15 protein-coding genes are annotated in these 16,577 nt (G+C 70.4%); 5 read left to right on the forward strand and 10 right to left on the reverse strand.

What is annotated here, in order from left to right; genetic code table 11:
- Nucleotides 1–23: 23 nt before the first annotated feature.
- From BLT28_RS14885 to BLT28_RS14895, 3 genes are all read right to left on the reverse strand, one after another.
- The gene (locus tag BLT28_RS14885; RefSeq protein WP_030429495.1) at nucleotides 24–956 is read right to left on the reverse strand and encodes a carbohydrate ABC transporter permease; all 933 of its coding nucleotides are present in this window, start codon (nucleotides 954–956) and stop codon (nucleotides 24–26) included.
- A gap of 34 nt (nucleotides 957–990) precedes the next feature.
- Entirely contained in the window at nucleotides 991–2,007 is a 1,017-nt protein-coding gene (locus BLT28_RS14890; protein WP_030429494.1) for a LacI family DNA-binding transcriptional regulator, read from the reverse strand.
- Between the two features lie 359 nt (nucleotides 2,008–2,366).
- Nucleotides 2,367–2,837, reverse strand: a complete 471-nt coding sequence (locus BLT28_RS14895; protein ID WP_156050913.1) for a hypothetical protein — start codon at nucleotides 2,835–2,837, stop codon at nucleotides 2,367–2,369.
- 310 nt (nucleotides 2,838–3,147) lie between these two features.
- Between BLT28_RS14895 and BLT28_RS14900 the strand changes: the two genes are divergently transcribed.
- Nucleotides 3,148–3,912, forward strand: a complete 765-nt coding sequence (locus tag BLT28_RS14900) for an SDR family oxidoreductase (RefSeq protein ID WP_030429492.1) — start codon at nucleotides 3,148–3,150, stop codon at nucleotides 3,910–3,912.
- A 55-nt stretch (nucleotides 3,913–3,967) separates the two neighbouring features.
- Here the strand turns inward: BLT28_RS14900 and BLT28_RS14905 are convergent, their stop codons facing one another.
- Nucleotides 3,968–4,867: an oxidoreductase gene (locus tag BLT28_RS14905; protein ID WP_030429491.1), complete on the reverse strand. Its 900-nt coding sequence runs from the start codon at nucleotides 4,865–4,867 to the stop codon at nucleotides 3,968–3,970.
- Nucleotides 4,868–4,900: 33 nt separating this feature from the next.
- Nucleotides 4,901–5,161 (reverse strand): DUF4235 domain-containing protein, encoded by a 261-nt coding sequence (locus BLT28_RS14910; RefSeq protein ID WP_030429490.1) that lies wholly within the window; start codon nucleotides 5,159–5,161, stop codon nucleotides 4,901–4,903.
- Nucleotides 5,162–5,287: 126 nt separating this feature from the next.
- Between BLT28_RS14910 and BLT28_RS14915 the strand changes: the two genes are divergently transcribed.
- Nucleotides 5,288–5,713 (forward strand): Rieske (2Fe-2S) protein, encoded by a 426-nt coding sequence (locus BLT28_RS14915; protein WP_231950790.1) that lies wholly within the window; start codon nucleotides 5,288–5,290, stop codon nucleotides 5,711–5,713.
- On the opposite strand, the gene secA2 is transcribed toward BLT28_RS14915, so the two are convergent.
- The gene (gene secA2 / locus BLT28_RS14920) at nucleotides 5,710–8,028 is read right to left on the reverse strand and encodes an accessory Sec system translocase SecA2 (protein WP_030429488.1); all 2,319 of its coding nucleotides are present in this window, start codon (nucleotides 8,026–8,028) and stop codon (nucleotides 5,710–5,712) included. The genes BLT28_RS14915 and secA2 overlap by 4 nt on opposite strands.
- 56 nt (nucleotides 8,029–8,084) lie before the next feature.
- On the opposite strand from secA2, the gene BLT28_RS14925 reads away from it, so the two are divergent.
- From BLT28_RS14925 to BLT28_RS14935, 3 genes are read left to right on the forward strand one after another with little or no spacing between them, the layout of a single operon-like run.
- Entirely contained in the window at nucleotides 8,085–8,651 is a 567-nt protein-coding gene (locus BLT28_RS14925; RefSeq protein WP_052407292.1) for an ArsR/SmtB family transcription factor, read from the forward strand.
- 9 nt (nucleotides 8,652–8,660) lie between these two features.
- Nucleotides 8,661–9,461, forward strand: a complete 801-nt coding sequence (locus BLT28_RS14930) for a pentapeptide repeat-containing protein (RefSeq protein WP_030429486.1) — start codon at nucleotides 8,661–8,663, stop codon at nucleotides 9,459–9,461.
- A complete protein-coding gene (locus tag BLT28_RS14935; RefSeq protein WP_156050911.1) occupies nucleotides 9,458–11,041 on the forward strand; it encodes a hypothetical protein in 1,584 nt (527 codons plus the stop codon). Before BLT28_RS14930 ends, BLT28_RS14935 begins: the two co-directional genes overlap by 4 nt.
- On the opposite strand, the gene BLT28_RS14940 is transcribed toward BLT28_RS14935, so the two are convergent.
- The 4 genes from BLT28_RS14940 to BLT28_RS14955 are packed head-to-tail and all read right to left on the reverse strand — an operon-like array spanning nucleotide 11,007 to nucleotide 16,554.
- Nucleotides 11,007–11,789 (reverse strand): serine hydrolase, encoded by a 783-nt coding sequence (locus BLT28_RS14940; RefSeq protein ID WP_231950791.1) that lies wholly within the window; start codon nucleotides 11,787–11,789, stop codon nucleotides 11,007–11,009. The genes BLT28_RS14935 and BLT28_RS14940 overlap by 35 nt on opposite strands.
- Nucleotides 11,790–11,800: 11 nt before the next feature.
- A complete protein-coding gene (locus tag BLT28_RS14945) occupies nucleotides 11,801–13,783 on the reverse strand; it encodes an NB-ARC domain-containing protein (protein ID WP_030429483.1) in 1,983 nt (660 codons plus the stop codon).
- 21 nt (nucleotides 13,784–13,804) lie between these two features.
- The gene (locus BLT28_RS14950; protein WP_030429482.1) at nucleotides 13,805–14,983 is read right to left on the reverse strand and encodes a nucleotide disphospho-sugar-binding domain-containing protein; all 1,179 of its coding nucleotides are present in this window, start codon (nucleotides 14,981–14,983) and stop codon (nucleotides 13,805–13,807) included.
- 56 nt (nucleotides 14,984–15,039) lie between these two features.
- Nucleotides 15,040–16,554, reverse strand: a complete 1,515-nt coding sequence (locus BLT28_RS14955) for a YibE/F family protein (RefSeq protein ID WP_081900279.1) — start codon at nucleotides 16,552–16,554, stop codon at nucleotides 15,040–15,042.
- Between the last annotated feature and the right edge of the window lie 23 nt (nucleotides 16,555–16,577).

The raw sequence follows: 16,577 nt of genomic DNA on the forward strand, positions 1-16,577 counted from the left end.
TCCTAGGTACTGGGCCGTCCGCTTCACTGGTCGACCTCCTTCAGCCGCGAGCGCAGGTACACCGCGAGGAAGATCGCGATCACCGCGACCATCACCGACCCCATCGCGGCGGCGTAGCCGAACTGGCCGTACTTGAACGCCTCCTCGTAGGCGAACAGCATCGGCAGCCGCGTCTCGCCGCCCGGCCCGCCCTGCGTCAGCACGTAGACCAGGCCGAAGGAGTTGAAGTTCCAGATGAAGTTCAGCGCGGTGATCGCCGTGACCACCGGGCGCAGCGACGGCCAGGTCACCACCCAGAACCGGCGCAGCGGCCCGGCTCCGTCGATCGCGGCCGCCTCGTGCAGGGTCTTCGGCACGTTCTGCAGGCCCGCCAGCAACGTCACCGTGGTCTGCGGCATGCCCGCCCACACGCCCACCACGATCACCGCGGGCAGCGCCATGCCGAAGGTGGCCAGCCAGTCCACGTTGTCGTCGAGCAGGCCGGCGTCGCGCAGCGTGTGGTTCAGGACGCCCGCGTCGGAGTGGTAGACCAGCCGCCACATGATGCCGACGACGACCTCCGGCATGGCCCACGGCACCAGCGCGAGCGTGCGCGCCAGCCACCGCAGCCGCAGGTTCTGGTTGAGCAGCAACGCCAATCCGAGCGACAGCACGAACTGCAGCGCGGTCACCACGACCGCCCAGACCAGACCGATCCTGAAGGACGCCCAGAACAGCGAGTCCTGCGCGAGATCGGTGAAGTTGTCGACGCCGGTGACCGCGGTGACGGACTCGCGGCCGAAGCTGGCGTTGGTGAACCCCAGCAACAGCCCGTAGACCAGCGGGCCGACGCTGAGCAGCAGGATCGGGATCAGGACGGGGAGCACCAGGAACCAGGCGTCGCGCTCCAGCCCCAACGGGCCTTTTCCGCGCGCGCGCCGCGGCGGAGACTTCAATGGCTCTCGCACAGCGGTCATGGTCATGGGCCAGGGTCGCCTCTCTCGAAAAGGGCTAGGAACGGGTGGACTCTCGCGCGACAAGTTCGGGTGTCACCGACACCCATCTCGGTTCGCGGTCCCGGCCCTCCCCGAGCCGGTCGACGAGCAGCTCTGCCGCGAGCTCCCCGCGCCGCGCCGACCCCAGCCCCACGCTGGTCAGGGTCGGCCAGGTAACACGTGCCAGCTCGGTGTCGTCCATGCCGACCACCGCGACGTCGTCGGGAACGCGGCGCCCCGCCTCCCTCAGTGCCCGCAGCGCGCCGACCGCGATCAGGTCGTTCGCGCAGAACAGGCCGTCCAGGTCCGGGACGCGCTCCAGCAGCCGCAGCGCCGCGTCGGCGCCCGAGTCCGTCCGGAACTCCCCGAACTCCACCAGCTCCTCGTCCACCGGCAGGTCGGCCGTGCCGAGGCCGTCCAGGTAGCCCTGGTGGCGCGCCTGTCCGGGCACCGTGTCGAGCGGGCCGTTGAGGAACCCGATCCGCCTGCGCCCGATCCCGGCCAGGTGCGCGACCGCCATCGCGGCGCCCACCCGGGAGTCCACCCGCACGTTGTCCAGCGCGATGCCCTCCGGCAGCGAACCGATCACCACCACCGGCGCCACCGCCCGGCGCAGCTCGTCCAGGTGGTCCTGGGTGATCCGGATCGGCGAGATGATCAGGCCCTCGGTGTGCCGGTCGGCGAGACTGCGCAGCGCGCGCAGCTCCTCCTCGCGATCGGCCCCGGTGGAGTGCAGCAGCAGCCGGAACCCGGCCTCCCTGGCCACCGCCTGGATGCGCCGCACCATCGCGACGTAGACGGGGTTGCCGATGTCCTCCATGGCGAAGGCGATCTGCCCCGACCGCCCGCCGCGCAGCGACCGCGCCATCGCGTTCGGCACGTAGCCCAGCTCCGTCGCGGCGGCCTGGACCTTGCGCACCGTGTCCGGCCGTCCGCCGAGCCCGTTGAGCACCCGGGACACCGACGCGATGGACACGCCCGCCCGCCGCGCGATCGTCTCGATCGTCGCCGGTCCGCCGTCTGCGCTCGCCACGCCACCCTCCACTCGGACTCGGACTGGAAACGTTTACAGTTCTGCCCCGGGCGGGTGACTGAAAACCTTTACAGCCGGGATGGGAGGAGAGGATTCCCCACGGGGGCGCACCAGTCAAGCCGCCGGGGCTCTCAGGCGATTCCCTGAGACCGGCGCCGACGCCCGGCACCGCCCGTTACCCTGCGGATCTTCCTAGGGGTGCAGGGGTGGAAGTCCGAATCACCGTCGAGGGCGGCGACCGGGCCGCGGAACTGCGGTCACTGCTCGCCTGACTGCGCCGCGGCTGGCCACCGGCGGGATGGGCGTGCTCACCGGTTCCGCCCCGATGCGGATGCGGTAGCGCCGGGCCGATGTGAAGATCACCATCCACACCCGGGACGGGCCACCAGCCGCGCCGAGGCCGGCTCCGACCGCGCCCGATCCTCCCCGACCAGCTCCGCCAGCAGCTCCACCGAGGCGGCCTGGTCGAGGGGGCGCAGTTCGACCGCGGCGCCCTCCGCGTGCAGGCTGCCCAGCCGGTGCCTGCTCGCGACCACGACCACGCTCTCCGGTGAGTCCGGCAGCAGTGGCACGACCTGCGCGCGGGAGAAGGCGTTGTCCAGGAAGATCGCCAACGACTTCTCGGCCGTAACGGACCTGAACGCCGGGCTCTCCTGCAGCGAGACCGGCACCTGCTCCGAGGGGACACCGAGGGCGCGCAGGAACTGGCCGAGCACGTCGGCCGGATCGGCCGGACTGATCGTGGAGAAGCCGCCTAGGTCGACGTAGCGCTGCAATTGCCGAGGCACGACCGCGTCCATCTGGTTGCGCACATGGATGGATCCGTGCATCGCATCCACTTGGACGAGATTTCCTCATATATCAACGGAAACCATGTTGTCCACTGTGGACTGCCTTGGCGCCGCCCGCACCGCGTCACTCATCCCCGACCCCTCGCACCGTTCCCCTGGGTGCATCGCCGGAAGCGATCGCCGCGCTAGACCGGCTGCGGGCGGCACGACTTCCGCTTGGCTCTCCCAACGTGCCATGCCGGACCGGCTTTCTCGCACCCGGATACCGGATTGCAGACAGACGGGGGACACTTTCCCCGCCGCCATGCATGTCCACCGCAGAGAAGTTCGTCCATAAGGAGCAACGAGGATGCAGCTCGACGGGGCCGGGGTGGTCGTCACCGGCGGCGGGAACGGGATCGGCGCGGCGCTGGTGCGGGAGCTGGCCGCGCGTGGTGCCCGGGTCGTGGTGAACGACCTGGACGGTGACGCGGCGCGGCGCGTGGCGGAAGAGGTCGGCGGGACCGCCGTCCCCGGGGACGCCGCGTCGGAGGACGGCGTCGAACGCCTGATCGCGTCGGCTCGCGATGCGCTTGGGGAGATCGACCTGTACTGCGCCAACGCCGGGATCGCCCCGATCGGCGGGCCGGACGCGGCAGAGGGCGACTGGGAGCGGGCCTGGCAGGTCAACGTCATGTCGCACGTGCGCGCCGCGCGGCTGTTGGTGGGACCGTGGCTGGAAAGGGGTCACGGGCATTTCCTGAGCACGGTGTCCGCGGCGGGAATGCTCATGTCGTTGGGAGCGGCCCCGTATTCGGTGAGCAAGCACGCCGCGTTCAGCTTCGCCGAGTGGATGTCGGCGACCTACGGGCATCGCGGCATCACGGTGCAGTGCTTGTGCCCGCAGGGAGTGCGCACCGACATGATCGAGAACACCGGCCGGATGGGCGAGCTGCTGCTGAAGCCGAACGCGATGGAGGCGGCCGAGGTCGCGCGGATCACCGTGGACGCCCTGGGCGACGGCCGGTTCCTGATCCTGCCGCACGCCGAGGTGGCCAAGTACTACGCGCACCGCGGCGCCGACACCGATCACTGGCTGGCCGGAATGCGAGAACTGCAGAAGAAGCTCGACTGACCCGTCTTCGCCGACCACACCGAACCGACCCTCACGCCGGAAGCCCGGCCCCGGATCAAAAGGAGTACGACACCCCGGTCAACTCCTCCGAAACCTCCCACAACTTCCGAGCGGTCTCCGGGTCAGTAGCCCCACTCACCGGCTGCACCCGTTTCGGATATCCCCGCATCTCCCCCAAGCCGTCCGGCCCGAAGAAATCCCCGCCCGAGACATCCTCGGCCGTGGCTGCGTACAACTGCGGCAGCGCCCCCTGCTCCGCGCTCTGCGCGACCAACAAATTCGCCGGCTTCATCAGCAGGTTCAACAACCCCGTAGGACCACTGGACTGAAGATTGGTCGCCGAGTACCCGGGATGCGCGTACGCACTCACCACAGAAGACCCGGCCGCGCGAAAACGCCGGTCGAGCTCAAGGGCGAAAAGCACGTTCGCGAGCTTGGACTGCGCATAGGCGTCGACGGGTGAGTACACGCGGGAACCGGTGAGGTCGTCGAACTGGATGGTGCCGCGGCGGTGCAGGCCGGACGTCACGGTGACCACGCGGGAGCGGAGGCGCTCCAGCAGCAGGCCGGTGAGCGCGAAGTGGCCGAGGTGGTTGGTGGCGAACTGGGACTCGAAGCCCTGTTTGGTCAGGGTGCGCGGCGGCATCATCACGCCGGCGTTGTTGACCAGGACGTCCACCGGCTCGTCGAGGCCGGCCGCGAAGGCCCGCACGGAGTCCAGGTCGGCCAGGTCGAGCGAGGCCAGCTCCAGGTCCGCGTTGGGGTACTCGACCCGGATCTTGGCGAGGGCGGCGCGGCCGCGCTCGGCGTTGCGCGCGGTCAGCACGACCCGGGCGCCCTTCGCGGCGAGGGCGCGGGCGGTCTCGTAGCCGAGGCCGCTGTTCGCGCCCGTCACCACGAAGGTCCTGCCCTCCTGGTCCGGGATCTGCTCGGCGGTCCAGCGCGTCTTGGTCATGCCACCAGCATGCCGAACCGCGCGGGCGGAGCGTTACTTGTCCGGCCACTCCCCGGTGGCACGGTGGTAGGCGACCGCGCTCCCCCGGTCGATCGCGGCTTTGACCACGGCGAACACCGCGCCCTGGAGGGCTGCCGCGGCGATCACCTCGCCCCAGCCGTGGTCGCGGTCGGTGGCGTCGGGCGCCTCCTTGGTCCCGGAGACCAGCTTCCAGATCTGGCCGGACGCCGCGCTGGCGGCGATGCCGCCGAGGACTCCCGCGAGCATCCTGGCCGGGGTGAACAGCAGCTTCATGACCGGTTGCACCACTTTCGCGTTGCTCGGGTTTCTGGCCTCCCAGTGATAGCCCGAATCGGCTCGGCTGAACCAAGCGGCGCGCCCGTCCGTAGTGCAGGGTTACCCGAACCTATGGAGGTGCCCGTGCCCACCACGCGCCGCAACGTCCTCGCCGCCACCGGCCTCGCCCTGCCCTGCGTGCTCGCCGCGTGCGGCGGTCAGCCCACCCAGCAGCCGCAGCCCAGCAGCAGTTCCGCTCCCCAGCAGCAGCCGACGACCGGACCGCTGGCCGCGCTGGCAGACGTGCCGGTCGGTGGGGGCAAGCTGGTCGACGCGGGCGGGCGGAAGGTGCTGCTCGTGCGGACCAGCGAGACCGAGGTCAAGGGCTACGACCCGACCTGCCCGCACGCGGGCGCGACGGTGCAGCCGCCCACCGGAAGCACGATCAAGTGCCCGCTGCACGGCAGCACCTTCGACACCGCGAGCGGCTCGGTGACCGGCGGCCCCGCCAAGTCCGGCCTCAAGACGGTGGCCGTCAAGGTCGAGAAGGACCAGGTCGTCCTCGCCTAGCGGCGGCGGCGCTTTCCGCGGAGCACGGCGACGACGGAGCCCATCGCGCGCTCGGCCTCGGAGCCGAACGGGTTGTCGTGCACCACGTAGGTCCACGTCGCGCTCGGCTTGCGCACCCCGGCCGACTCCAGGTCGATGCCCTTCTCGTCGGTGATCTCGGCCTTCTCCAAGGTCTCCGCCGAGCGCTCGCGCACCTCCGAGCGCAGCCGGTTGAACGCGGGCACCGCGGCGCGGTGGAACTCGTCGAGCGGGTTCTGCCGCGCCAGCGCGTGCAGGTGGATGCCCTCGCGCAGATCCGTCAGGAACGCTAGGTGCTCCGCCCACCGCTGGTCGAGGTGGTGCAGCTCGATCCGCCGCGCCACGTCGGCGAGGACCTCGTCGGAGACGGTCTCGCGCAGCTGCTCCACCCGGTCCGGCGCGGTCTCCTCCAAGCCCTCCAGGGCGATGTCGGAGGTGAGCACCTTCTCGCGGTACTGCTTGAGCAGCGCGCGCTGGTGCTCGATGAGCTGGTGGTAGCGCCAGGTGTTGCGGTGGATCTCCATCACGACGCCCTCGGCGACCCGCTGGGCGTGGTCGACGGCGAGCTGCGCGCCGGAGTGGGTGAGCGCCTCGGCGGTGTCCTCGACGTCCAAGGGGATCTCGTCCTTGGCGTAGTGCTGGACGAGCTCGTCCTGGAGGCTGGTGAAGAACACCGAACCGCCGGGGTCGCCCTGCCGCCCGGCGCGGCCGCGCAGCTGGTCGTCGAGGCGGCTGCTGGGGTAGCGGCCCGAGCCGATCACGTAGAGCCCGCCCAGCTCGGCGACGCGCTCGTGGTCGGCGGCGTCGCGCCCGCCGAGGCGGATGTCGGTGCCGCGCCCCGCCATCTGGGTGGAGACGGTGACCGCGCCGTAGCTGCCCGCCTCGGCGATGATCGCCGCTTCCTCGGCGTCGTTCTTGGCGTTGAGCACCGCGCACGGCACCTCGGCCGCGAGCAGCCGCTTGGCCAGGCGCTCGGACTCGGAGACGTCGAGCGTGCCGACGAGGACCGGGCGGCCCTTGGCGTGCTGCTCGACGATCTCGGCGACGAGCGCATCCTCCTTGCGCTCCACCGTGGTGAACAGGCGGTCCTTCTCGTCCTCGCGCACGCACGGCACGTTCGGCGGGATGGCCGCGATCTCCAGCTTGTAGAACTCCTGCAGCTGCTCGCCGACCGCGACGGCGGTGCCGGTCATGCCCGCGAGCACCGGGTAGCGGCGGAGGAAGCCCTGCATCGTGATGCTGTCCAGGATCTCGCCGCTGTCGGTCAGCGCGACGGTCTCCTTCGCCTCGACCGCGGCCTGCAGGCCGTCCGGCCAGCGCTGCCGCAGGTGCACGCGGCCGCGCGACTCGCTGATCAGCTGCACCTTGCCGTCGCGGACGATGTAGTCGATGTCCTTGTGCAGCAACGCGTGCGCGTGCAGGGCGATGTTGACCGCGGCGAGCGTGGAGAAGTTGTCGGCGTCGTAGAGGTCGATGCCCAGCGCCTTCTCCACGACCTGGCTGCCCAGTTCGGTGAGGTGGACGTTGCGGTCGTCGGCGTCGGTCTCGTAGTGCAGGTCCTTGCGCAGCGAGCCGACCACTCGGACGATCTTCGGGTCGCCCACCTCCTCGGGGGCGACGGTGCCCGCGAGCACGAGCGGCACCCGCGCCTCGTCGACCATCACCGAGTCGGCCTCGTCGACGATGGCCACGCCGGGCTCCGGCTGCACTCGCTCGTCCTCGGAGCCGCTGACCCCGTCGCGCAGGTAGTCGAAGCCCGCCTCGTTGACCGCGATGTAGGTGATGTCGCGGGAGTACGCCTCGCGGCGCTGCTCGTGGGTGGAGCTCTGGCCGACCCAGCCGACCGTCACACCGAGCTGGGTGTAGATCGGCTCCATCCACTCCGCGTCGCGGCGGGCGAGGTAGTCGTTCACGGTCAGCACGTGCACCCGGCGCCCGCGCAGCGCGTAGCCCGCGGCGGCGACGGCGGCGGTCAGCGTCTTGCCCTCACCGGTGGCCATCTGCGCGACGTGCCCCGCGAGCAGGGCCTGCACGCCCAGCAACTGGACGTCGAAGAGCCGCTCGCCGAGCCGTCTGTCAGCGATCTCCCTGCCCAGCGCGCACAGCTCGATGACCTCGGCGCGGTCGAGCGCGCGCCCGTCGTCCCGGCGCAGCCGCTCGGCCGCGGCGGTGAGTTCGGCGTCGTCGAGTTCGCGCACCGCGTCCTCGCGCTCCCCGATCGGCCCGAGCAGCCGGCGGAAGGGCGCGAGGTCCAGGGTTCCCGGTCGCTGCAGGAACCGGCGTATCCATGCCCGCATGACACCCAGCATATCTACGGTTTGTTGAAAAACACGTACTTGCGTACGTTTGAGTTGTGGATGACGACGCGCGCTACCTCCACCTGGAGGCCCGCCTCGCCGAGGTCGAAGCACGTCTGGCCAAGCTGGAGGAGTTCCCCCGTCCGAGTGACGAAGCGGACGGGAGCCTGGAGGCCGAGGCGTTCTGGGCCCTGCGCGGCCTGCGGGAACGCCTCGCGGAACAGCCCGCGATGGCGCCCGCGGGAGGGGTGCTCTTCACCGGTGTCGTGACGCTGCCGGACGGCGAGTACTGCGAATGGCAGCAGGGCGCTTTCACGCATGCGCTGCTTCGGCACGACTGGGCCGAGTTCAGCAACGCCTTCAGCGCGCTCGCGCACCCCGTGCGGCTGCGACTGCTCCAGGAGGTGGTGCGCGGCGAGCGGACGGTCGCGCAGCTCCAGGAGCACGAGGACATGGGCACCTCAGGGCAGATCTACCACCACCTGCGCCAGCTCACCGCCTCCGGCTGGCTCCAGTCCAGCGGGCGCGGCCAGTACACGGTGCCCGAGGTGCGCGTGGTGCCGCTGTTGATCGCGTTGTCCGCGATGACCGTGCCGGGCTCGCCCGGGACCGGTGAGGAATAGACTTCTCAGGTGCGTTCGCTGCCCCTCGTGTCTGACTGCGGCAACTGCTTCGGCCTGTGTTGCGTGGCCCTGGCGTTCTCCGCGTCCTCGGATTTCGCGGTGGACAAGCCCATCGGCAAGCCGTGCGCCAACCTGCGTCAGGACTTCCGCTGCGGCATCCACAACACGCTCCGCGCGGAGGGTTTCTCGGGCTGCACCGTCTACGACTGCTTCGGCGCGGGCCAGAAGGTCTCTCAGTCCACTTTCGACGGTCAGGACTGGCGTGGCTCCGCCGAGACCGCGAGCAAGATGTTCGAAGTCTTCCCGGTCATGCGCCAGCTGCACGAGCTGCTGTGGTACCTCACCGAGGCGCTCGTGCATCCGGCCACCAAGCAGATGCACGCCGATCTCCGCGCGATGCTCGCCACGACAACGGCGCTGACCGATGACACCGCCGACGCGCTCGCCAAGCTCGACGTCGCCGCGCACCGCCAGGAGGTCAACGTCCTGCTGTTGCGCGCCAGCGAGCTCGTGCGCGCCGGGTTCAAGTCCCGCAGTCGTCGCGGGGCCGACCTCATCGGCGCCAAGCTCCGCCGCGCGGACCTCCGAGGCGCGAACCTGCGTGGCGCCTACCTGATCGGCGCCGATCTCCGGGACGCGGATCTGCGGTCGGCGGATGTGATCGGCGCGGACCTCCGCGATGCGAACGTGGCCGGGGCGAAGCTCGCCGAGAGCCTGTTCCTGACGCAGACCCAGGTGAACGCCGCGCAGGGCGACGCCCGCACGACCATCCCGTCCACGCTCACCCGCCCCGCCCACTGGCGTTCATGAACTGGGCAACGGTGTCGCCGACGCGCGTCGTGCTCGTCGTTCTGCACAACATCACCACGCTCACGCGAATGCTCGACGTCCTTCCCGTGTTCGACTCCGACTTCCGGGTCCAGCTCGTCGCGACGTGGAGCGGTTCCGACCCGTTCAGCCACGGTTTGCGCGAAGCGGTCGAAGAACTCGGAATGCGGACGATCCCGTGGGAGGAGGCCACCCGGATCCGCTTCGACCTGGCGATCGCCGCCAGTCACCACGGCGGACTGGCCGAACTCACCACTCCCCTGATGATTCTCTCACACGGAATCGGATACACTAAATACTCGCCCGGAAATCGGAAATCGGAAATCGGAAATCGGAAATCGGTTGCCGGTTCGGAGGTTTTCGGGGTTTCCGCCGAGTGGGTGCTGCGCGAGGGCGAACCCCTCGCCGAGGCGCTCGTGTTCCCGCACCGCGCACAGGTTCAGCACCTCCCCGCCGCCGCGGTACCGACCGCGGTCCTCGCGGGTGATCCGTGCTTCGACCGCATGCGGGCCAGCAGGGGGCTGCGTGAGCACTACAGACGCGCTCTCGACGCCCGCGGCCGCACGATCGTCGCGGTGTCCTCGACCTGGTCAGAGGAGTCACTGCTCGGGTCCGGGCCGGAGCTGATCCGCCGGTTGCTGGCCGAGTTGCCCGTCGACGAGTACCGCGTCGTGGCGATCGTGCACCCCAACGTCTGGCACCACCACGGCCCGTCCGAGGTTCGGCGCTGGTTCAAGGACTGCCTGCGCGCGGGCTTGACCCTGGTGCCGGAGATCGAGGGCTGGCGAGCCTCGCTGATCGCGGCGGACTGCGTGATCGGTGACAACGGCTCGGTGACGGCATACGGTGCGGCGCTCGGCAAACCGGTGCTGCTCGGCGCTTTCCCCGATGTGCCACCAGGAACTGCCGTCGACGTGCTCGGCGAGCTCGCTCCCCGGCTCGACCCGACGCGGCCCTTGCGCGTACAGGTCGATCGAGCCGTCGCCGAGCATTCCGCCGGCCGGTACCAGGCAGTCACGGATCTGGTCACCGATGCGCCGGACGAGTCGGCCGGGCTGCTGCGCGAACTCTGCTACCGGCTGCTCGATCTTCCCGCCCCCACAAGCGATGTCGTGGTCGAACCGATCGATGTCCGGGGACTCGACGGGGGTCGCGTGACCGCCTGCACGGTGAGCTGCGAGGTCGGCGACGTCACCCACCTGACCCGCTTCGGCATCGAGCCGCAGTCCATAGAGGACAGTCATATCGTCGCGCACGCCCTGCACGCCGGTCGTGACGTCCGGCGCAACGCCGACATCCTGTTCCGGTATGCCGACGAGTCCATCGAACTGGAGGACCGGGAGATCGTCGCTGTCATCGGCGACGGGCACGCGCGCGTCACCAGCCGCGACGGGCGGACGTGGGACCTGTACGGGGACGGCGATCCCTCCGGGTTCCCGTCCATTGTGTACGCCTGGCGGGCGGCTGGACGCGAACTGCCGCCACGGATCACCGTCGAGACCGGTGACCTCCGCTACGAGCTGCGCGTCAGCGGAAGTACCCCTCGAACAGCATCGAGCTGATCGTCGAGGTCGTCTCGACCCCGACGTCGAATCCCCTGTCGATCACCTTGGTGTTGCTCATGATCGCGACCGTGTAGCGCTCCCCCGGTCCGGCGAACCCGACCGAGTTCACCACCCACGACCCGTCGGCGTTGTCGTCGGACCAGCCGTTCTTGAGGCCGGGCACGGCTTTCGGGCCCGCAGCCCACACTCCCCACTGCTGGTTGGGCGCCACTGCGCGCATCTCGCCGACGAGGTAGTCACGGTGCTTGGCGGGCACCATGTTCAGCACGAAGGTGATCACACGGTCCAGGTCCTCCGGGGTGGTCAGGATCCAACCCCAGTGGTGCGGGTGCTCCGGGGTGAACCGCATGTCCGTCATCCCGCGCGCGCGAAGCCCCGGCTCGAAGGCCGCCTCTGCGCCGAAACGATTCCACAGCTTGTGCGCCGCGTCGTTGTCGCTCGTGTGCAGCGCGTCGTGCATGAGCTTCCGGTCTTCGTCGCTCAACCGCACAGCTCCGGAGTCATTGCGCAGCAACAAGTCCACAACCATGGCAAGCTTCGGCGTCGAACACGCCCACGCATGGGTGGACGCCGCCTGGTTTCGCCACACCGCGCCAGTTCGCCGGTCGCGCACCACGATCCCGGTCACGCCGGGGCGGCTTTCGGCGTACTTCAAGGCGCTCGCAACCCGTTCAGGGAACTCGACAGGCGGCGCCTCCACTGGAGCCGGGGCGGTACAGGCGGTCAGCGCCGCGATCACGGTCACCCAGAGCCACCTCATCGGAGCACACGCTCAAGGTCATCAACGCGTCCGAGCCGCCGGTAGATGTCGGCGGCCCGTTCCAGACTTCGCGCCGCGTCCTCCGGGCGCAGCCGCGCGAGCAGTTCGAGGGCTTGTGCCTGCTGTCGCGGCATTCCCTCCGCTTCGAAGTCCGCGATCGCCTGCTCGGCCTTCGACGCCGATCCTTCGAGTTCGGCGATCAGCAACAGGACCCGCGCCGCGTTGCCGCGCTCGTCCCGCGCGAAGAAGGCGAGGGACTTCTTCAGCTCCCCGACATCCGCGTCCGGGCCGAGCGTGCGGCCGATGTGCATGCGCAGCATGGCTTGTGCTCGTTCCCGGTACTCCTCGGGAACGACCACGTCCCACGCCTCCCGGAAGCGGGCGAGAGCGGCGGGACGGTCACCGGACTGTTCCAGGGCGATGCCGGTCCATTCCAAGGCGCTCTGCCGGTCGATCGCCGCGGACGCCAACCGAAGGGCGTCCTCGAAGCGTTGCAGTGCAAGGGGAAAGTCACCGACCGCCTCGGCGGCTATCCCCGTGAGCTTGTGCATGTGCCCGGCCAGCGCGCGATCGTCGGCGGCTTCAGCAGCGGTGGCGGCCAGATCGTGCGTCTCGACCCGGTCCTCCAGGTGCCCGGACTGGTAGTACCACTGCGCGAGGGCGTCGGTGAGCTCGCAGACCTGCCGATGGGCACCCAGGCGGCTGGCGACGCGAACGGCGGCCCGGAAGTTGAGGCGTTCGGCGTCCAGTTCCGCCAACGCCTTGTCGCGCGAGTCGTGTCCGGGTTCGGCGACCTCCCACAGCTTTCCGGCCAGCGCCGGGCGTTCCGGGTGGATCACCTTGCCCAGCGCCAGCGCCCGGTGGAGGTACCACGCGAGTCCCCTGCGAAGGGCGTCGATCCGCGCGGGCTCGGTCTCGGCGCGGGTGGCGGCTTCCCGCGCGTGCTGCCTGATGAGGCCGTGGAAGGAATACCGGCCGTGGGTGACGGTGAGCAGATTGCCCGCGACCAGGGCGTTGAGCGCGCGTCGAGTGTCCGATTCGGACAGATCGAGGACCATCGCGGCGAGCGGCACGGTGAAATCCGAACCGAAGTGATTGCCCAGCAGGCGATAGGCCCGCGCGGGCTCGTTCGCGAGTTCCCGGTAGGACACCTCGAAAACCGCTTCGACGAGGCGGTCGTCCCCGATCGCCAGCTCCCTGAACAGCTGGCGGCTGTCGTTGAGCACCGACACGTACTCCGCGATCGAGCCGTAGTCGCCCGTCGCGAGCCGGACCGCCGCGACGTGCAGGGCCAACGGCAGGCCGCCGCACAGCCGGGTCAGCGCGCGCAGGTGCTCGGGCTCGTCCGCCAGTTCCTCCGCGACCAGGGAGACGAACTCGCTCGCGACCTCGTCGGAGAAGCGCTCGACGATGAGCGGGGTGAAACCCTGCAACCGCAGCCCGTCGAGCCGCGCGCGACTGGTGACCACCACCGCGCTGTCCGCGGAGCCCGGCAGCAGGTTCTCCACCTGCCGCGCGCTGACCGCGTCGTCGAGGACGACGAGCAACTTCAGGTCCGCGGTCACGGAGCGGAACAGACAGGCTCGCTCGTCCTCGGTGTCCGGGATGTTCCGGACGTCGAACTGCTGCAGGAAGAAGAGCAGGACGTCGGCGGGGGCCGCGGGGCCGCTGTCGCCGGAACCGTTGAGGCTGTAGAACAACTGGCCGTCGGGGAACTGGTCGCGGACCTGGTGCCCCCAGTGGATGGCGAGCGTGGTCTTGCCGATCCCGGGCGCACCGGTCAGCGCGACGCGACCTTGGCGTTTGCCTAGCAGGCCGAGTTCGCTCTCGCGGTTGAGGAAGTGGGGGACGCCGACCGGCAGCATCCGGGGCACCCGCACCGGGACCGGCTTGCCGCCGAGGTGGATCGTGTTGATGTGGCCCGCCTGCACAACCGTGCCGTGCACGTCGCCGGCCAGCTCATTGCGCGTCTCGTCCATTGGCCCCGACCATACCGATGATCACCTCGAAGTGTGATCGAAGCGGCACGATGCGTCCGCTGCCTCGCGCAACGCCCCGGCAGCCACGGCGGGGCCGTTCTGCGCGGTGATCCGCGCCCGCAGCGCGTCGACGGCGGTGCGTACGGCGGGGTCGGTGGTGAGCCGCTGCGCGACGAGCCGCAGCAGCTGGGGGTGGAGCAGTTTGGCGTCGATCCGGACGCCCGCACCGAGTTCCGCGACGCGGCGCGCGTTGGCGCGCTGGTCGAGGATGCGCGGCACGAGGATCATCGGCACGCCCGCGGCCAGTGCCTCCAGGGTGGAGTTCATCCCGGCGTGGGTGAGGAACAGCTCGGCGTGCTCCAGCACCGCGGTCTGCGGCACGCTGCGACGAGCGATCACGTTGGGCGGCAGAGGCCCCAGGGATTCCGGGGCGGTCGGGCCGGTCGCGAGGAGCACCAGCCACTCGGAGTCGGCGAAGGCCTCGACGACGGTGCGGAAGAAGCCCGGCCCCCGGGTGAACACGGTGCCCGGGGACACCAGCAGCACGCGGCGGCGCTCGATCTCCGGCCACGGCAGGTCGTCGCAGCGCTCGGCGGTGGCGGCGGTCAGCGGGCCGACGAAGCGGACGCGCCGGCCGAAGGTGTCGGCTGCGGGCTGCAGCTCCGGCAGCGCGTTGATCAGCACCACGCGGTGGTCGCGAGCCGTCTCGACCGCCCAGGGGTGCAGCCGCCGGGCCAACGGCGTGCGGAGCAGATCGCCGACCGCGGTGCCGAGGTGCCTGCTCACCGTCAGGGCGATGACGTGCTCGTTCTGCGCGTAGGTGGTGCTGAACAGGGCGGTCGGCACCCCGTGCCCGCACGCGATGTCGAACACCTTGGGGATCATCGGGTCGTAGACCACCAGGTCGGGCCGTTGGTGGCGGAGCTCGCCGCGCAGCAGCGCCCAGATCGCCCGCCGGTCGGCGAGGGCCTTGACCAGCCGCTGGTACTCGTCGACCGGGTCGAAGCGCTCGGGCACGACGACGTGCGAGGTGGTGGGCAACCGCAGGACGCGCGCGCCGGTCGCCGCGACGGCCTCGGCGAAGTTCGGCGCGACGATGACGCTCGCCCGGTCCCCGCCCGCGACCAGTTCCCGCAGCACCGGCAGCAGCGGGTTGACGTGCCCGTGCGAGGAGTACGGCACGAAGAGGAAATCGGCCACGCACGGAACACTAATGCGGCACTCGGCATTGTTCTCGCGGTACGCCGGTCTTCACTTCAGGATTGGCCGGGACTCCTGGGACGGGCCGCGTTCAGTCGCTCGTGGCGCGGGCGCACCGGCGGTTCCACGATCGGGGGACTGATCGGCGTCGTGACCTCGTTCGCGTTCTCCGGCGGGGCCTTGCGCGCGGGACGGCGCGGCAGTGCCTTCGGCGGTTCCTCCGGCTCGTTCTCCGGTTCCGGCTCGGGCTCCTTCTCGGGCTCGGGCTCCTTCTCGGGCGCCGGTTCGCGGACCGCGACCAACGCCGCCAGCAGCGTGGTCACCGGGACCGCGGCGACCAGGCCGATGCTGCCGACCAGGGTGCGGACCACCTCCTGAGCGACCGCCTGCGCCGTGACCAGGTCGCCGAAGCTCTTCCCGGACAGCGAGTAGGCCAGCATCATCGGCAGCGCCGCGCCCGCGTACGCCATGAACAGCGTGTTGACCGCGGAGCCGACGTGGTCCCGGCCGATGCGCAGACCCGCGGCGTAGAGCTTGCGCCAGCCGAGCGACGGGTTGGCCAGCCGCAGCTCCCACACCGCGCTGGCCTGGGTCACGGTCACGTCGTCCAGCACGCCCAGCGCGCCGATCACGATCCCGGCCATCAACAGGCCCCGCGCGTCGATCTCGTGCCCGAGGATGCCGATCAGGTTCGCCGTGTCCTCGTCGAGGCCGGTGAGCTTGGACAGCGTGCTGAACAACCAGCCCAGCAGGCCGATGAGCCCCAGGCTGCCCAGGATGCCGAGCACCGCGACGGACGTGCGCGCGGAGATGCCGTGCGTCAGGTACATCGCGACGAACATGATCAGCCCACCGGCCACCACCGCGACGGTCAGCGGGTCCTTGCCCGCCAGCATCGCGGGCAGCGCGAAGAACACCAGCACCAGGAAGCTCAGCGTGAGCGCGCCCAGTGCGGCCAGACCGCGCCACCGCGCCAGCACCAGCACGGCGAGCGCGAACAGCACCGCGAGCACCGTCAACGGCATGCCCCGTTGGAAGTCCACGACCTGGTAGGAGGCGCCGGAGAACGGGTCGGAGCCCTTGCCCGCGTAGGCGAGCACGACCTCGTCGCCGACCGCGAAGCGCGGAGTGCTCGGTTCGATCGGCGTGCCCGCGATGGTGATCGTGCGCTCCGACGCCGGTCCGTCGGAGAGCTTGACCGACAGCGACAGGCACCGGCCTGTGCCGCAGTCACCGCTCTTGGCCGCGGTGATCACGCCGTGCACCGGCACCTGGTTCAGGCCGACGCGGGCGCCCGTGGCCTGCTCGTGGCCGAACGGGTAGAGCACCAGCGCGCCGATCACCGTGGCCAGGGCGCACGGCACGAGCAGGACGGCGAGCAGGATGCGCACCCGCCGCGAAGCCGGTGCTACCGGCCCGTGGCCGTGCCCATGGCCATGTCCGTGACCGTGCCCGACCTCGGTCTTCGCCCGCTTCGCAGACGCGGGCTTGGAACGCTTCCTGGGTTCGGCCTTGCCCGCGGCATGCCGGCTGGCCGCGCGCTTGCGGCGTGGCGGTTCGCTCGCTTGCACGGACCAATACTGCCTTCAGAGCA

This window comes from Allokutzneria albata (genome assembly GCF_900103775.1).
In the GTDB taxonomy this organism is placed as follows: Bacteria; Actinomycetota; Actinomycetes; order Mycobacteriales; family Pseudonocardiaceae; genus Allokutzneria; species Allokutzneria albata.